A 17,095-nucleotide genomic window follows, 5' to 3' on the forward strand; every position below is an offset into this window, starting at 1 on the left:
ATATGAAAAAAGGCACTGAAAACCACTGAATTATTGGTTTTACAGTGCCTTCTCTTTGACTAACGAGAAAAACATAATAAATTTAAGTTTTGCTAAGTTTCACTAAGTTCAGCATTAACAGATCGCCACTGCCTTTTCGGCTCAAATTTCTCACACCCATCACAGGTCTGCGGCCAGTTGATTTTCCATTCAAAATATTCATTTCTGGTAATTTCGCCAGATTTTAATTCTTTCTTTCTGAGAACCCATTCTTTCATAAAATCATTGAGAACCCCATAATTAAACCACATACCAACAGGTGGATGAGCAGGCCAGTTATCAGAATCGTGATAACGGACAGCGGTATCCTCATTAGAATTGCATTTTTCCCCCGGATAGGTTTCTAACTGGAAGAGATTGATAGCTGCTGGGTTAAATTCGTCAATCCAGAACAGGATTTCCATAAGTTCAGAAGCATCCATAGTAGTAGGTTCATGCAGTGCCAGTGGATTCACATCCAGAATCTTAGCCATTTCAGTTATCAGATCCTTACGGGGAACCCGGTAATTTGTTTCGTATTGGGCAAGACGGTTTGCTCCTTTATCACCCCAACCGAGAGCAGCACCAAGTTCTGCCTGTGTCATATTCCGGAATGTCCGGATTTTTTTTATTTTATCACCGATTGTCATATCAGATTTCCCACTTTCTTTTTGATAAATCCATTTTACTACCAAAAACAGTGAATGTAAACAGAAAGATTCGCATGAAAGCGAACAAAACACTTGACATTCGCATGAAAGCGAATTAAAATGACAGTACGATAAAGGTTCGCATGAAAGCGAATGTACAGATGAGGATAAATACTATTTGCAAATTATTGCAAAATGAGGTTGGTAAAATCCTTCTGTCAGGCTTTATTAGTGAGAAGATTTTTTTGAAGAGAACAACATTTTGGTGCTTTCAGTCTGGAATAAGTGAAAGAACATTCAACATTCAAAAAATCGCTTTTGTACATTGAAAATTACATGAGCTGTATAATCTGATTCCACAGATGCCATAACCCTGTAAATGATTTTATGGGCGAGCGTCGAAGATACTCCGGAAACGACTGGTAGGCTTGCGAAGAAGCTGGCAGTATTCAGAAATACTCTGATAGAGGTTGACTGTGACGTTGACAACAGGTTATACAAATGGAAGCCAACACACCGAACAGAATATGCAATGCCATAGCAATAGATAAACTGTGAGAACAAAATGAGAAAGGTAAGGCGATGCTGTTGAAAAAATTGTAGTTATAGGACAACTGATACAAAGAATATGTTGGAAAAGAGGTGAGCATCATGGTGAATCAGTCAGTAATAGATTCCAGTGTTGATCTGGAGCAGTTAAAGGACATTGAAGATTTAATTCCTGATATGGATAAAGCTATTTCTGAGAAAGTGGAAACTTTTCTGGATAAATCCGGCGATCAACCGTATGCTCACATGAATGAAGGGTATGTGGTGGTTGTGGAAATGACCGGAGAAATGGATGCCACAGATGCCATTAGTGATTATCTTAGAAAAAGAACGGAGTTGATGTATTAGATGCAAGTCTTGAAAAAATATCTTGCGAAGCTACAGATGTTATGTTAATGTGAGGTCAGGGAAAATGAACGTGATACATGGTTTCTGACTTCTATTCAATGGAATAAGTAAGTTGGGAGCGATGTAAAATGGAACAGATGCAAATGAATATGCCAGATATATACGATGCTGCATTGTATCTTCGATTATCGAAAGATGATATGGAAGAGGGCGATGCGAAGTCAGAGAGCAACAGCATTGCAAATCAGAGAGAGTTACTTCGGAGCTTTGTAAAAAGCCAGCAGGATATTCAGATCTTTGATATATATGTGGATGACGGATACTCAGGAGGAAATTTTGACCGACCTGAGTTTAAACGAATGACAACTGATATAGAAGCTGGAAAAGTAAACTGCGTGATTGTAAAAGACTTATCCAGATTCGGAAGAGAGTATATAGAAGCCGGGCGATGGATCGAAAAGACCTACCCGGCTTTAAATGTGCGTTTTATTTCAGTTACAGACCAGTTTGACAGTAAAACAGCAGATTTTTCAGAAAAGTCATTTGTTGTTCCAATCAAAAATTTTGTAAATGAAAGCTATTGCCGGGACATTTCCGGTAAAGTGCGAAGCCACCAGAAAATCAAACGTGAGAAAGGTGAATTTATTGGAGCATTTGCACCGTATGGTTACTGCAAAGATCCGGAGAATAAGAACTGTCTGGTGATTGATTCTTATGCAGCGGATATTGTAAGAAAAATATTTTCATGGAAAATTGATGGGTTCAGTCTTGGAGCAATCGCAGAAAAACTGAATGTACGTCATGTGCAGTCGCCAAAAGAATATAAAAAGGCAAATGGTGAAAATTACAATTCCGGATTCCATAGTTCAGATACACCAAAATGGTCTGCAGTGCAGATCAAAAGGATTCTGACCAACGAGGTTTACATTGGAAACATGGTACAGGGCAAGCAGGAACGAATCAGCTATAAAGTAAAGCAACGTCTGGATAAGCCAGAATCAGAGTGGGTGAAAGTAGAAAATACGCATTCGGCGATTATCCGGCAGAATGATTTTGATGTGGTGCAAAAGTTACTTCAGTATGATGGCAGAGCATCGAAAACATCGGACAATGCAAACCTTTTTTCGGGTTTTGTATTTTGTGGAGATTGCCATACACCGATGATACGCAGGGTAAATCAATATAAGGGTAAGAAAAAAGCCTTTTATATTTGCCAGACAAAAAATAAAGGTGGAGATTGCACTAGACATAGTATTCCGGAAGAGGTGCTGAAAAGAATTGTATTGAAAGAGATTCAGGCATATACGGCACTTTTTATAGACTATCAGATGATTATGGAAGAACTTTGTGAGATGCAAGTCAGTTACGATCAGGTAATTGGTTATGATACACAGATTAGCAAATTGAAGGAAGAATATAACCGCTATTACAGCCTGAAAGCATCTTTGGGTGATGACTTGAAAGAGGGATTGATCAGCAAAGAGGAGTTCGATGATTTTCGGGAAAGTTACGGAAGAAAATGTGAAGAACTGGAGCAGATGATTGAAAACCAGAAAAAACTGGTAAAGCAAATGTTTGAGGATGGAGTGTCTGCAACTGTTCAGTTGGAGGACTGGAAGAAATCACTGGAAATCAAAGAATTGGATCGCACATTGCTGGCACTGACCGTAGATAAAATCTATATTTATGAAAACAAGCAAATTAAAATTCACATCCGCTATCAGGATATGATTGAGAAGATGAAAGTCATAAGACGGTTTTATGCGGAACACAGGACAGAGTACAGGAAAGAGGTGGGATAAATGGCAAGAACAGCAAAAAGATATAAGAAAAACACAGAGAAGAAGATTTCTGGTATTCCGGTATGTATGGCTGCAATTTATGCCAGATTATCCGTAGACAATGATGAAAAAAAGTCAGAATCTATTGAAACACAGGTTACGCTGATAAAAGAATTCATTCAGAAGCACAATGAAAATCCAGACAGAGAGTATGAGATTGCTGTATATGACATATATTCTGATTTGGGAAAAACCGGAACAAATTTTGACCGACCGGGATTTGAACGGATGATGAATGATGTCAGGGCAGGTAAAATAAACTGTATTCTGGTAAAGGATTTCTCACGATTTGGAAGAAATTACATGGAAACTGGTAACTATCTGGAAAAGATTCTTCCTTTTATGAAAGTACGGTTTATTTCTGTATGTGACAACTATGATTCATTTGCACCTGGTGCTAAGAATCAGGAATTATCCATGAATATCAAAAATCTTGTGAATGATGCTTATGCGAAAGACATTTCTGCAAAAGAACGGGCTGCGAAACGTATTGCACAGAAAAATGGTGAATATGTGGGATCTACAGCTCCATACGGATATCGTGTGGAAAAGATAAATGGGATTTATAAACTGATTGTGGAACCGGAATCTGCAAAGATTGTCCGTAGGATTTTTGAAGAATATGCTTCAGGAGATGGGATACAGGGCATTATTGACAGGCTGTTTGAGGATGGAGTACATCGTATTTCAGACTATAACCAATATCATCATGTGTACTGTCAGGACGGAGAAAAGCTTCATCAGTGGGGAAATTCTTCGATACGTGCGGTGTTGAACCGAAATAATTATTGTGGTGATCTGGTTCAGAGAAAATACGAATCAAGATTTCAAAGAGGGGAAAAATGGTGTGACATACTGGATGAAAGTCAGTGGATTATTACACCAAATGCCCATGAAGCGATTATCAGTCGAGAATTGTTTGACAAAGCACAGGTCAGGTTAAAAGCAGCACAACAGAAAGCAGCAAAAACTACAGCAGGATGGGAAGAGGATGAAAGAGCATTTTACAATGTATTCTATTGTGGAGATTGTAAGCGAAAAATGTGCACACGCAGATACGGAAATGATGTGCTTTACTTTTGCAATGCTGCCCAGTATCGAGATGAAAGGAAATGCAGTCATAAATCTATTTCCGAAGGAAAACTGCAGAAAATTGTCCGTTCGGAGCTGACCAGACAAATGCAATTAGCAGGATTTAAGAAAAAGGATATGTCATCAATGAGTAATGATATATTTTCGGCTAAGATTTTGGAAATTCAGAATGAAATCAAAAAGCTGGATGTAGAGGTGGAACAACGCTCCGAAAAACTTGCCCAGGAATTTATGCAATATAAGGATGAAAAACTTTCCAGAGAAGCCTATATGGAAATGCGTGAGGAGCGTAACAACTGGAAAATATTCTGTGAAGAAAGAAAAGAGACATTGGAACAAACAATCCGAAAATTGCAGAAACAGCAAAAGGAAGAAGCCAGATTTTTGAGAAGTCTTCTGGATCTGGAAGGAACAACAAAAATCAATGCGGAGCTTGCGGAAGCACTGATTGAAAGTATGTACTTATATGGCGATGGCAGATTGGAAATCAATTTTCGATTTAAGGGGGCGATAGAACATGAATGATCAGAAAATACTGATTGGATATTATCGTCTTTCATTGGAGGATGGCTCTGCCGGGGAAAGTAACAGTATCATCAACCAGAGAAAACTGGTGAAAGATTATATTTCCCATATTCCGGAGCTGGCTGATCTGCCTTTTCTGGAGTTTTATGATGATGGTTATTCCGGTTCCAGTATGAAACGACCGGGAATACAACAGGTTCTGGAATTGGCAAGAAATGAGCAGGTGCAATGTATTGTTGTAAAAGATTTTTCCCGTTTTTCTAGAGACTATATTGAAATGGGAACGTATTTGGAGCAGATTTTCCCATTTTTGGGAATAAGGTTCATCTCTGTTTCTGATCATTATGATTCTAAGAATTATAAAGGAAAAAGTTCTGACATTGAAGTGCAGTTTAAAGGTCTGATAGCAGATTTTTATGTGAAAGATCAGTCTGTTAAGGTGAAATCGGCAGTCAGTACAAAAAGAAGTAATGGGGAGTATTGCTGTGGTTCTGCACCTTATGGCTACCGGATAAATCCAGAGAACAAAAAAGAGCTGTTGATTGTGGAAGAAGAAGCGGAGACTATCCGCAGAGTGTTTGAATTGACGAATCAGCGGTATTCAAAGCTGGATATTTGCCGGTTATTTAATGAAGAAGGCGTTCTTACACCATTGCAATCTATGAGTAGGAGACAGAAATCAGACAGTAAGAAAGCATCTTCGAGAGGCTTGCAATGGACAAGTGATATGGTACGGAAAATTCTGAATGATAAGAACTATATCGGCTGTATGGTCTATGGAAAAACCAAAGTACCAGATCCCGGAACGGGAAAAGAAGTTCCTGTGCCACGAAGTCAATGGAAAGTGTTGGAAAATCACCATAAACCAATCGTATCAAAAGAAACCTTTGAAAAAGCACAGTCTTTGCAAATCAGGTATATCAAAAAGAGTAAATTCAATAAGGACACCACGTTGTTAAGTGGGTATGTGAAATGCGGAAATTGTAGAAGAAACCTGACCGGAAGTAGCCGGGTACATGGGCATATCCTGTATAGCTGTGCATATAGCCAGGGAAAAGAGAATACCGGGTGCTTTGCCGGAAAAGCCGACGACAAAATGCTGGAGCATATGGTGCTGGCGGAAATAAAGGCATATTTACGCCAGCACATCAGCCAGGAACAGATGCAGCAATCCATGAGAAAACAGCATGAAGATAATATCGAAGCATACAAGGCTGAAAATGCTGACTGTGAAAAACGCCAAGAGCAGATTAAGGCTCAGAACCAACAGAATTATGAGAAGTACCATGAAGGGCAGATGAGCCGAGAGGAGTTCCTGAGTGAAAAGAAGCAGCTAGAGGAAGAAAAAGAACGCCTGGAAAGACGAAAAAAGGAACTGGAAGAATTGATCAGCGGCGAGAAAGAAATCTTGCTGAAGAAGAATATTCCGGTGGAGCAGATGATGGAGTTTTTGGGGTATGAGAAACTGACAGAGGAGATGCTTGAAAAGTATGTGGATGGGATATATGTGTATGACGATGGAAAGGTTGAGGTGGAGTGGAAAAAGATATAGATTAACATATATTTAAGAAAGTAGGAGATTTTTTTCTTTGTATGAGTTATAATAAAATTCTAAAAAATATTGCTTTTTTTGATAAAGTTTGTTATGATAAACAACTCACTATTTAGGGGAGGGGCTATGGCAAGTAAATATTATGCGGTAAGAAAGGGAAAGACACCCGGAATATACAACTCATGGAGTGAATGTAAATTGCAAGTTGATGGATTTTCAGGGGCAGAATATAAAAGCTTTAAATCAGAAGAGGAAGCTCGAGAATATATCGAAGATAATAATCGTGAGCAGAAAAATATGAATAATTCTGTTCAAAATGGCAACAATTTAGTTATTGAAGCTTACGTTGATGGTAGTTATAATTCTAGAACGAATGAATTTTCATATGGTATGATTGTTCTTCAAAATGGGGAAGAATTAAAGTTTGCTGAGAAATATAATGATAAAGAACTGGCTTCTATGCATAATGTGGCTGGTGAAATAAAAGGCGCAGAAGTTGCAATGAGATATGCAGTTGAGAATTCTTTGGAAAGAATAATCATTTATCATGACTATGAAGGTATTTCAAAATGGTGTTTAGGTGAATGGAAAGCGAATAAAGAAGCTACAAGAGCGTATAAGGAATATTATGATAATGTAAAGAAACTAGTAGATATTTCATTTGTTAAAGTAGCAGGGCACTCAAATAATAAATATAATGATATAGCAGATGAATTGGCAAAGCAGGCACTTGGAATTATAGAAGCAAAGTATAATATTGAAATGCCAAAAGAGAAAGGAAATTTGGAGATGGGTAAGGCAAAGAGCTTGTATATTACTAGAGATATTGATAAATTAGTACAATTGTTAGATGATACTGCAAAAAGTATTTGGCCAAACGTAGTTGGAAAGGGGATTAAAGAAGTAGGTCAACAGAAAAGATATACTTTTGAAGTGGACGGGATTCTCTCTCTTTTAGATATATATCAAAGAGGAGACGGACAAACAACATTGAGACCAACGGGTTCCAATACTGAAAATGCGATTAAATTAAAAGAAGCAGTTGAATTAAGAGGATATAAAGCCACAGCAGAACAAAAACAGTATACAATGTTTGTTGGAGAAGAATGGATTGAAAAAACAGTACAGTATTTATCTGACTTGTGCGAAGGGAATGTTGAAACATATAAGGAAGAAGGACATGATAGATATGTGTTTGTAAGTGATATTGGAGATAAATTAACATTACATACGTATTCTAATCATAGAATTATGGTTCAAGGAAAGCCTTTGTATTTGTATAATGAGTTTTTATCTTATGTGTCATATTCGCCCAAAGTAGAAGTAAATGATATTATTAAAGCAACTAATGAATTTATTGATACGAATACTGATGTAGATGAAGCACGTAATAAAATGTCAGAAATGATGCCGATGGCATATGCTGGTAATGTTGATCCTGTAATATGGAAATTGTTTTCTCCTTCGGTAACATTAGATGATGTTGAAAAAGAGTTTGAAGATTATTCATGTTTTACATTTCCGGCTTTGCGAGCCTTAGAAGGGTACTTGAAATATCTTCTTTCTGAAAAGAATATTGTGATTGATGAAACACATAATTTTGGAACTGTATTTAACAAGGATTCTAACGATAAAGCAATTGTTATTCCTAAATATGTAACAGCCATTGCAAATAATGATTACGTTGAAGCTCTAGAAGAGATATACAATTATTTTAAAGCAAATCGTCATGTGATATTTCATGTTGATCAAATATTGATTACTACAAAAATAATTGAAGATAAGCAAGAGGCTATATCAATTATCAATGATGTTGCTGCTTTAATAGAACGTACATATAAAAAGATTATAAAATAAAATAGTCATATATCATGAAAGGTGGTGGTAGTATGAAGAACTTTGAAGTAATTAAGCTCAATAACAGTGAATATGACTACATGGTAATTGCTACCACGTGTATTAGTCCGATATCAACATTGACTGATATACAAAACGAACTCGAAGATAAATCAGGAAGGATTATTTTTGATTTAACATTGATTAATGGAACTAGCAGTAACAGATATATAACAGCATCATTTGAGAATGGAGCTGTTAATAGGAGATCATTTGAAGTGGTGAAAGTAATTGAATCAAAGGTTGAATATATTAGCTTGGATTTTTTTGCTCATCATGCGGGTTTAGTAAAAAATGGAACAATTCCAAATGCGTTGAAGTCTTTATTGATTGAAGGTATTAGAGTGTAGATAAAGAAGCATCAGGTATAGAAATATATCTGGTGCTTTTAACAATTAAAAAGTAGGGAGAAAGAAATATGTCGCATATTAATTTTGATTTTTTAACAGATAGTATATTATTTGGAAGCAATTTAGAGGATGACTTTGAAGCGTTAAATGAAGGTGTTTTGCGGGAAGAATTGGCAAGATATCGAGAATACGTTTTAGAAAATTTCAATGAGATTAAAAAAGAAGTAATCATGGATAACAGAAAAATAACAGTTACAATTGAATCTTTCGGAAAACGTCCGGACAACAATATATTAAAGCAGTTAGCACTGTATATTGATTGTGTATTAATTGCAGATCCTTTATTTAGTTTTACAGAAGAAAAAAATGAAATAAATGATGCGTGGACAGAATATTTAGGAATAAAAAATGATGGTTTAATAGACAGAAAAAAATTGTCAGAGGCATTGAAATATATGAAGAGCATAACGAATCTAATTGTTTGTGATTATGTAAAGTTTGTGCCGATTTCGATTTTACACGAGGCTCCCAAAGAAGTTCCTATTAGATTTGATGAATATAATTTTTCTGAAGTGCTCCCAAAGGGGGTTATGGACTTTTTAAGAAAAAATATTGAAGTGCATAATATAAAAAGAACGAAAGGAGGGGTAAGAGTATATTTGGATGAGCCATTAAAAAAAGGAACAGGATTATATATGTCATTTCCGGGATGCCCAGAACGTATGGGTGAAATTGTTCAATATACAAATATGCAATATATTTCTGAAGATTCAACGGGGCGCATGTTAGTGAAAATAGGGACTCCGGATACAATAACAGATGAGGAATTTAGAATATGGCTTAATCAGTCAATAAATACTGCTTCTCAAAAATTATATGCGGAAACGTACCAAGAGTTATATTTTTCTCAGATGCTACATTCAATGTATATGACAAGATCCCAATTAAAAGCTGATTTGTTAGCAATGGATATAAAAAATGACTCTATGTATAGTTCAATTGCAAATCTAGCTCTTAAACTAGAGGTTCCGGTATTTTGTAATGTTGATTTAAAAGATATAATTGAAATAAGACAAAATTATGGTCAGAGCTTTAGAAATTTTAGAAGTAAACTGGGCGAAAAATTGATAAAGTTGAATGGACTGAAGGACGATGAAATGTTAAAGAGGGAATTAGATGCTGTATCATATGAAATAACGGAAACATATATAAATGATATTGCTAAAGAAATTTCATCTCTAAAAAGATCTATTGGAATGGATGGAATAATTTTAACTGGAACATTATTGACAAGTTATGCAACTGGTGGATTATCATTACTTGGGTCGGTTGCGGCAACTATTTCCGCAATGAAAGATTCTACAAAACTATTTGGAGATGTACGAGAAAATCCAGGATATTTTTTATGGAAGATTGATAAGAAAAATAGAAGAAAATGGTAATAAGAAAGAGAGCGTTGGTAAGGTATGTGTTGGAGTGAACCAAGAATAAAATTTTGTGACAATGACATAACATCCTCCCCACTGATTTTGTGACAACAATATAACGTCCTCCGTCCAAAAACAACGGTTTTATGGGAAAAATCGAAGGAAAAAAAGGTCAAAAAGTTTGTAGCAATGACTTGACATCCTCGGGGACGCTGTGTTTGAGGGAGAGCATACCGTAAAAGCGACATGGTTATTTCTGGAGAAAATATATATCCGGAGGGAAAGCCCAGGGCGGCTCGTATGTATCTGACAAGGGGCTGTCCTTTCCCTTATGAATGCCATAAAAACAGGAATTTACGCTTGTATTTTTGGAAGAAAAATAAAAATAAAAATTTTTGAAAAAAAGTGTTGACTTTTAGAAATACATGTAATATAATCTATCTTGCGTCAAGCGAGAAAAGAAAAATTAAATACCGTTACGGGGTGTGGCTCAGCTTGGCTAGAGCGCCTGGTTTGGGACCAGGAGGCCGCAGGTTCGAATCCTGTCACCCCGATGCTGTAAACAACTTTTACCGTTTCAGCGAATATGCGGGTGTAGTTCAATGGTAGAACACCAGCCTTCCAAGCTGGATACGTGGGTTCGATTCCCATCACCCGCTTCTCCATAAAAAGGAGAAATGTGTCTGTAGCTCAGCTGGATAGAGCAACGGCCTTCTAAGCCGTGGGTCGGGGGTTCGAATCCCTCCAGGCACGCTGTGGTGGGTATAGCGCAGTTGGTTAGCGCGCCAGATTGTGGCTCTGGAGGCCCAGGGTTCGAATCCCTGTATCCACCCTTTCGCCTTTGGGCTATCGCCAAGCGGTAAGGCACAGCACTTTGACTGCTGCATTCGTTGGTTCGAATCCAACTAGCCCAGTCTGTTATGGGGTATTAGCTCAGTCGGTAGAGCACTTGACTTTTAATCAAGTTGTCCGGGGTTCGAATCCCCGATGCCTCACTTGCATCTGTAGAAATACAGATGCTTTTTTCTTATCATATCGGTTATCATCATTTTTGAAAAATGAGTGATATAAATATCATGCGGGCATGGCGGAATTGGCAGACGCGCCAGATTTAGGTTCTGGTGTCTTTGACGTGCAGGTTCAAGTCCTGTTGCCCGCAGCCTAAAAGCGCCTGGGATCAGGCGTTTTTTGTTAATTATTTTTGGCAATAATGAAAAAGTGGATCACAGGGTATGCTCTGTACAGAGCCCGGAAAAAGGAGATGACTGGTGATGAACACACCATTTGGCAAAATTCTTGAGAAGAATATTTTTAAAAAAGTTTTTTCTGTCGTTATCTTATTAAGTTCAGTTGCCGGCGGGGTTATGAACAGCTGCGCAGCATGGATATTGGGAGTCAGCCCCGGGTTTTCCTGTATGATCGGTATCCTTTATATTGTGATGGGAACTTCAGCTTTAATGCAGAAGCAAATAATGGAAAAATGGAGAAATAAGAAGCTTGAAATAATCATGGGCATATATAGCTGCTTTTTTATATATGATTTTATGCTTCTGCTTTTATGGTGGATTTTTTCCTCCTTGTTTATGGTTACAGGAAAAGTGCAGGCGACTGGTGTATTTATTATGGATATTCTGGCTGTTGGAATTGTGGCGCTGGGATATCTTCATGCAAAGCAGATAAAATATACTTCTTACTCTATTCTTCTGGGGCTTGGGGGAAATTCCTGCCGGGTTGCCATGATGAGCGACATTCATCTGGGCGTTTTTGTAGGGGAAAAGCATATTCAGCATATTGTGGATAAGGTGAACCGGCTGGAACCTGATCTGGTTGTTATATGCGGGGATATTATTGATGTAAATAATCATATTCTTAATGATGATAAGGCTCTTAACAGAGTCAGCTCTCTGTTTCGTAAAATAAATGCCCCAAAAGGTGTGTTTGCCGTACTGGGGAATCATGATCCAAAGGCTGAAAATAAAAAATTTGCTGATTTTTTACGGAATTCCAACATTCAGCTTCTGCATAATCAGGTGGTCCAACTGGAAGGCTTTAACCTGGTAGGAAGAAGTGATGCAAGCAATAATTTCCGAAGCTCAATGGAAAGTTTGTCAAAAGAGATAAAACCGGGTTTACCAACGATAGTTTTGGACCATAATCCCAGTGGAATTCCGGAAGCGGGCGAATTTGGGGCGGATCTGGTTCTCAGCGGTCACACCCATAAGGGACAGTTTATTCCAGTCACATACTTTACAAAACTGGCAAATGGGAAACATTATTTTTATGGTCATGAGCAATTTGGAAAAATGCATGCCATTATTTCATCAGGTGCAGGCTTTTTTCAGCTTCCGGTGAGGATCGGGACAAGTAATGAAATTGTGGATATTCATATTTCATAGTAACAGGATCAGGATTATTAAAAACTATAAAATTTATTTTTTTGTGTCAGCGCTCAGGGTGGTATTCATGCGAATACTGCCCTGTAATTGTTTCCAGAAAAATAATTACATATTGACTTTTTTGAGAAAAAAGAGTATATAATAAGTTATAAGTAGTAAGTAATAAGGAATATGACGTAAGAAAGGTGAAGGGTATGTTTAAAAAAGCGTTTTGGGTTCCTTATAAAGAAAGTACAGAATATCCGACTATGGTAAAAGCCATGCAGACAATATCTGAGTATTGTGAAAAGAATGGAGATTCCTGTATTTTTACCGGTGATGATGAGGTGGAGATCAATGGAAAGGTTTATGAAATCTACCGGGGATATGAGGATGGAAGCCGGGGTAACTACGGAATCAAATTAAAGGAGAAATAACGGTATGGAAGATTACACACTTGTACAGCAGTTTCTGCTTATAGGTCTGGACGGGACGGACAGCATACATAAATCAGTTGCCAAAAGTGCAGTTCTTCGTGCAGCTGCCGCAGGAAAACGGGCGGAGAAACTTCTTTTTTCCGGTGACTGTCAAAGCCCGGATTTTGCTGATAAACTGGAAAGGGAACTGAAAGGTGTAAAATCCCTGAAACCGGCAGCTATGAATGAAGAAGCCAGAGAAGATATTGAGTTTCTGATATCAGAAGGCGTACTGGATGAAGTTCCGGATCTTCTGGGCTGCGATATGTATTACTATACAGCCGGTGTGAATATGAGAGTGTACAGAAGTGATCAGGATATCTACCAGAAGATAACAGAGGCTCTCCGAGCTGAAGTTCTGGAAGAGGGAGAGCTGACGGAAGAGGGGATTCTGCTTCTGTGGATGATCCGTGAAAGTGGATTTATCCATGAAGTATTTTCAGCGAAAGAACAGGAAGAAATTTCGCAGAGAATGGTGCATATGGCTACATCCGGTCAGTGGACAGGAGTGCTGTGGAGCAAGGAGTTTCATAAAGCCTTTGAAAGTTTTGGGACAGCTTTTTTGCGGAAAAAGAAAGAATTTTTTCAGAATCCCTATATGCAGGGGATAAATCTTGCGTTTCCGTTTTTGGAAAGACGTCAGGCTGTGTTTGTTGATTTTGTTATTTTCGGAACTACGGTCAGTGACAGGAGAACAGCAATGATGAGCTTTTTATGTGAACATGGACATTTTGTGGAGGAAGTAAAGAATGGAACAGAAACTATTCTGAAAATAGATAATATGTTTTACCGTATTGTTCCAAAAACGGTTTCCTGCCGGGGAATTCCGATCCAAGGCGCTTTGCTTTCTCCTGTATATCGTTAAGGGGGAATATGGGGCATGTCAAGACGGAGAACAATGGAAGCGATTCTTGCTTCGGAATATGTTTCCATAGGGGAGCTGGCACGTCTGACCGGGTGTCGCTACAGCACCCTGAAGCATTATACGGAAGAGGGCATGCTGCCTTTTGAGCAGGAAGAAGAAAATCTGACAAGAAGGTACCGGAGAGAACAGAGCGTACAGTTGGTGGAATGGATACGGGAACAGAGAAAAAGTGGAAAATCCATTCCGGAGATCAAAGAATCTCTTGCTGCTCAGGAATATTGACAGGCAACGAATATTATAATAAAAGAATGGGGACAAAAGTGCAGATATCTGACTTTTGTCCCCGTTACAGTATCAGAGGTAGCGGATTTCAGCAGAGAGTCCGCCGTCCTCGTCTGCTTCTATAACAGCATAGCTTGGTTTATGTCCATTTTGTCTTGGAAAAGTAAGACTTCCCGGATTTAATACCATAATGCCGTCTTCTTCATCAATAACCGGCTTATGTGTATGACCAAAAAATACACAGTCGCAGTTTCTGGATTTTGCCTCATCGATCAGACGGGAAAGATCCAGAGAAACGCCGTAAAAATGTCCGTGAGTTACAAGGATACGATGCCTGAATACAGTGACTTCATCTTCTTTTGGAAGGTCGGAGAAGAAATCATTGTTTCCGGCAATGATCGTGCAGGGGCATTCTGCGAGAGCTTCTATATAGAATTCGCGCCCTTCCACGTCTCCGCAGTGGATCAGCATATCAAAAGGCTGTTCTCTCAGAACTGCGGTTTCCAGATTGTCATCTCTTCCATGAGTGTCGCTGACAATAAGGAGTTTCATTGAAGTTCATCCCTGATCGCCCTCAGAGCCTTCCCTCTGTGGCTGATCTTATTTTTTTCTTCCATGGAAAGTTCAGCAGAAGAGCATCCGTATTCCGGAAGATAAAAAATGGGGTCATATCCGAATCCGTTTTCCCCTTTTTCTTCATAGCCGATTCTGCCTTCCATGGCAGCTCTGACTGTCCGAACAGTTCCGTCCGGAAAAGCGGCTGCAATAGCGCATACGAAACGGGCAGTTCTCTTTTCGTCCGGGACACCGTTCAGCCGCTCAATAAGATTTGCGTTTTTTATATGGTAGGAAGTATCTTCGCCCATGTAGCGTGCAGAGTAGATACCCGGCTCTTTATTCAGATAATCAATTTCCAGTCCGGAGTCATCAGCAAGAACGATTTCTCCGGTAAGGTCGCGGATAGCTTTTGCTTTGATTTCTGCGTTTTCTTCAAAAGAATTTCCGTTTTCTTCAATGTCGGCCTGGATGCCGGCATCTTTCAGGGAAAGAAGCTGGATATCCAGATCACCGAGAATTTCGCGGATTTCTTTCATTTTTCCCTCATTGCCAGTGGCAAAAATCACTTTTTTCATTTGTTTCCATTCCTCCTTGGCGGCTTTGGCCCCAGAAACTGATAATAGTAGGTTTTTAACATTCCGTTATATATTTTACGGTTTTTGTCTGCTTTTCTTCCGATATCGTTTTCAGTTTTGTCATAGGATGTGATCAGGTACATGGACCATTTATCCAGACGATTGAAACTTTCGCCGATTTCCCGGTAAAGCTGCGGAAGCGCTGATTTTTCCTCCAGACGCTCTCCGTATGGCGGGTTTGTGATCAGGAAGCCGTATGGCTTTGGATGGCTGAGATCTTTGACTGCTCTCTGCTGAAAATGGATCAGTTTGTCCACACCTGCCATTTTGGCATTGGAACGGGCTGCTTTTAATGCCTCTGCATCAATATCATAGCCCTGGATATCCGTTTCAATATGAAGGTTGACCCGGTCGTTTGCTTCTTCTATGGCGTCATACCAGCATTTTCGAGGAACAATATGCTTCCAGTCCTCAGAAAGGAAGGAGCGGTTCATGCCCGGAGCCATATCAGCGGCGATCATGGCCGCTTCAATAGGAAAGGTTCCGCTGCCGCAGAAAGGATCTACAAGAATCCGGTCTTTATTCCATGGTGTGAGCATAATAAGGGCAGATGCCAGAGTTTCTGTGATAGGCGCCTTTACAGTCATCTGACGGTAGCCGCGTTTATGAAGAGATACACCTGAGGTGTCAATCCCCACAGTTGCCACATCTTTCATAAAAGATACACGGATGGGAAAGCTTGCGCCGTCTTCCGGAAACCAGGAAATACCGTAAACGCCTTTCAGACGCTCTACGATTGCTTTTTTCATAATGGACTGGATATCGGAAGGACTGAAAAGTGCGCTTTTTACAGAGTTGGCTTTGGCAACCCAGAATTTTCCGTCCTGAGGAATATAATTTTCCCAGGGAATAGCCTTTGTTTTTTCAAAAAGTTCGTCAAAGGTCACTGCCTTAAATTCTCCTGCTTTCAGAAGAATACGTTCTGTGGTCCGGAGAAATACATTTGCCTGTGCAATTCCAGCAGCGTCAGCCAGAAAAGTTACCTTTCCGTCTTCAACTTTACTGATTTCGTAGCCAAGATCAAGAATTTCTCTTTTCAGGACAGCTTCCATTCCAAAATGACAGGGAGCGATCAGTTCCATATATTTCATGGCAGCCTCATTTCTCTGACAATGTTTCCGTCAAAATCTTTAATAGTAAACAGGTTGTTTTCCAGAACTGCATAGGTTGGAGGATTTCCTTCTTTGGGGATAGAAACAGAACCCGGATTCAGAAGGATATAGCCCTCCATCTGCTGAGCCTTTAAAACATGAGTATGCCCGTGGATCAGAATGTCGCCTTCCTGAAGCGGAGGAAGATTGTCCTGATTATAAATATGTCCGTGAGTGGCATAAAAGGTTTTTCCGTCTACAGAAAGAATACAGTAGTCTGCCATTACCGGAAATTCCAGAACCATCTGATCGACCTCGGCCTCGCAGTTTCCGCGGACTGCATAGATTTTGTTTTTATGTTCGTTGAGAAGGCTAATGACTTCTTTGGGAGCATATTCTCTGGGAAGATCATTTCTGGGTCCGTGATAGAGCAGATCGCCCAGAAGAACCAGACGTTCAGCCTGCTCATCACGGAAGGCATCCAAAAGCTTCCGGCAATAATAGGCGGAGCCATGTATATCTGATGCAAATAAGTATTTCATTCAGGTATTCTCCTTATAATAGG

The 17,095-nt window shown here is 39.1% G+C and carries 16 protein-coding genes and 7 tRNA genes; 18 read left to right on the top strand and 5 right to left on the bottom strand.

Features of this window, described 5'->3' with window-relative positions; all coding sequences use genetic code 11:
- Nucleotides 1–92 precede the first annotated feature (92 nt).
- Nucleotides 93–668: a helix-turn-helix domain-containing protein gene (locus LU279_RS00630; RefSeq protein WP_274420029.1), complete on the bottom strand. Its 576-nt coding sequence runs from the start codon at nt 666–668 to the stop codon at nt 93–95.
- Between the two features lie 651 nt (nt 669–1,319).
- Here LU279_RS00630 and LU279_RS00635 point away from each other — a divergent pair.
- From LU279_RS00635 to LU279_RS00725, 18 genes are all read left to right on the top strand, one after another.
- The gene (locus tag LU279_RS00635) at nt 1,320–1,565 is read left to right on the top strand and encodes a DUF6870 family protein (RefSeq protein ID WP_008369874.1); all 246 of its coding nucleotides are present in this window, start codon (nt 1,320–1,322) and stop codon (nt 1,563–1,565) included.
- Nucleotides 1,566–1,693: 128 nt separating this feature from the next.
- Entirely contained in the window at nt 1,694–3,367 is a 1,674-nt protein-coding gene (locus LU279_RS00640; protein WP_274420048.1) for a recombinase family protein, read from the top strand.
- Nucleotides 3,368–5,023, top strand: a complete 1,656-nt coding sequence (locus LU279_RS00645) for a recombinase family protein (protein ID WP_274420049.1) — start codon at nt 3,368–3,370, stop codon at nt 5,021–5,023.
- Nucleotides 5,016–6,575 (top strand): recombinase family protein, encoded by a 1,560-nt coding sequence (locus tag LU279_RS00650; RefSeq protein ID WP_274420050.1) that lies wholly within the window; start codon nt 5,016–5,018, stop codon nt 6,573–6,575. The genes LU279_RS00645 and LU279_RS00650 overlap by 8 nt, the downstream gene beginning before the upstream one ends.
- A gap of 126 nt (nt 6,576–6,701) precedes the next feature.
- Nucleotides 6,702–8,432 carry a ribonuclease H1 domain-containing protein gene (locus tag LU279_RS13445; protein WP_330684511.1) on the top strand — a complete coding sequence of 577 codons (1,731 nt, stop codon included), beginning with the start codon at nt 6,702–6,704 and terminating at the stop codon, nt 8,430–8,432.
- Between the two features lie 32 nt (nt 8,433–8,464).
- The gene (locus LU279_RS00665; protein WP_274420051.1) at nt 8,465–8,821 is read left to right on the top strand and encodes a type II toxin-antitoxin system RnlB family antitoxin; all 357 of its coding nucleotides are present in this window, start codon (nt 8,465–8,467) and stop codon (nt 8,819–8,821) included.
- A 68-nt stretch (nt 8,822–8,889) separates the two neighbouring features.
- Nucleotides 8,890–10,263, top strand: a complete 1,374-nt coding sequence (locus LU279_RS00670; protein WP_274420052.1) for a hypothetical protein — start codon at nt 8,890–8,892, stop codon at nt 10,261–10,263.
- A 464-nt stretch (nt 10,264–10,727) separates the two neighbouring features.
- Nucleotides 10,728–10,802, top strand: a tRNA-Pro gene (locus LU279_RS00675).
- A gap of 34 nt (nt 10,803–10,836) precedes the next feature.
- Nucleotides 10,837–10,907: transfer RNA gene (locus tag LU279_RS00680), tRNA-Gly, on the top strand.
- A gap of 20 nt (nt 10,908–10,927) precedes the next feature.
- Nucleotides 10,928–11,001: transfer RNA gene (locus LU279_RS00685), tRNA-Arg, on the top strand.
- Nucleotides 11,002–11,006: 5 nt separating this feature from the next.
- Nucleotides 11,007–11,080: transfer RNA gene (locus LU279_RS00690), tRNA-His, on the top strand.
- 10 nt (nt 11,081–11,090) lie between these two features.
- A tRNA-Gln gene (locus LU279_RS00695) sits at nt 11,091–11,162 on the top strand.
- Nucleotides 11,163–11,170: 8 nt separating this feature from the next.
- Nucleotides 11,171–11,243, top strand: a tRNA-Lys gene (locus LU279_RS00700).
- 83 nt (nt 11,244–11,326) lie between these two features.
- Nucleotides 11,327–11,407: transfer RNA gene (locus LU279_RS00705), tRNA-Leu, on the top strand.
- Nucleotides 11,408–11,519: 112 nt separating this feature from the next.
- Nucleotides 11,520–12,644, top strand: a complete 1,125-nt coding sequence (locus LU279_RS00710) for a metallophosphoesterase (RefSeq protein WP_274420454.1) — start codon at nt 11,520–11,522, stop codon at nt 12,642–12,644.
- Nucleotides 12,645–12,838: 194 nt separating this feature from the next.
- A complete protein-coding gene (locus LU279_RS00715; RefSeq protein WP_274420053.1) occupies nt 12,839–13,060 on the top strand; it encodes a DUF4318 domain-containing protein in 222 nt (73 codons plus the stop codon).
- A gap of 4 nt (nt 13,061–13,064) precedes the next feature.
- On the top strand, nt 13,065–13,964 hold the full coding sequence (locus tag LU279_RS00720; protein WP_274420054.1) for a hypothetical protein: 900 nt from the start codon (nt 13,065–13,067) through the stop codon (nt 13,962–13,964).
- A 15-nt stretch (nt 13,965–13,979) separates the two neighbouring features.
- Nucleotides 13,980–14,246: a helix-turn-helix domain-containing protein gene (locus LU279_RS00725; protein ID WP_274420056.1), complete on the top strand. Its 267-nt coding sequence runs from the start codon at nt 13,980–13,982 to the stop codon at nt 14,244–14,246.
- 72 nt (nt 14,247–14,318) lie between these two features.
- Here LU279_RS00725 and LU279_RS00730 read toward each other — a convergent pair whose 3' ends face one another.
- The 4 genes from LU279_RS00730 to yfcE are packed head-to-tail and all read right to left on the bottom strand — an operon-like array spanning nt 14,319 to nt 17,072.
- On the bottom strand, nt 14,319–14,798 hold the full coding sequence (locus LU279_RS00730) for a metallophosphoesterase family protein (protein ID WP_274420058.1): 480 nt from the start codon (nt 14,796–14,798) through the stop codon (nt 14,319–14,321).
- The gene (locus LU279_RS00735; protein ID WP_274420060.1) at nt 14,795–15,379 is read right to left on the bottom strand and encodes an XTP/dITP diphosphatase; all 585 of its coding nucleotides are present in this window, start codon (nt 15,377–15,379) and stop codon (nt 14,795–14,797) included. Before LU279_RS00735 ends, LU279_RS00730 begins: the two co-directional genes overlap by 4 nt.
- Nucleotides 15,376–16,530, bottom strand: a complete 1,155-nt coding sequence (locus LU279_RS00740) for a THUMP domain-containing class I SAM-dependent RNA methyltransferase (protein WP_274420062.1) — start codon at nt 16,528–16,530, stop codon at nt 15,376–15,378. Before LU279_RS00740 ends, LU279_RS00735 begins: the two co-directional genes overlap by 4 nt.
- The gene (yfcE, locus tag LU279_RS00745; protein WP_274420064.1) at nt 16,527–17,072 is read right to left on the bottom strand and encodes a phosphodiesterase; all 546 of its coding nucleotides are present in this window, start codon (nt 17,070–17,072) and stop codon (nt 16,527–16,529) included. The genes LU279_RS00740 and yfcE overlap by 4 nt, the downstream gene beginning before the upstream one ends.
- Nucleotides 17,073–17,095: the final 23 nt, after the last annotated feature.

The organism is Blautia sp. XA-2221, assembly GCF_028767025.1.
GTDB lineage: Bacteria > Bacillota > Clostridia > Lachnospirales > Lachnospiraceae > Blautia_A.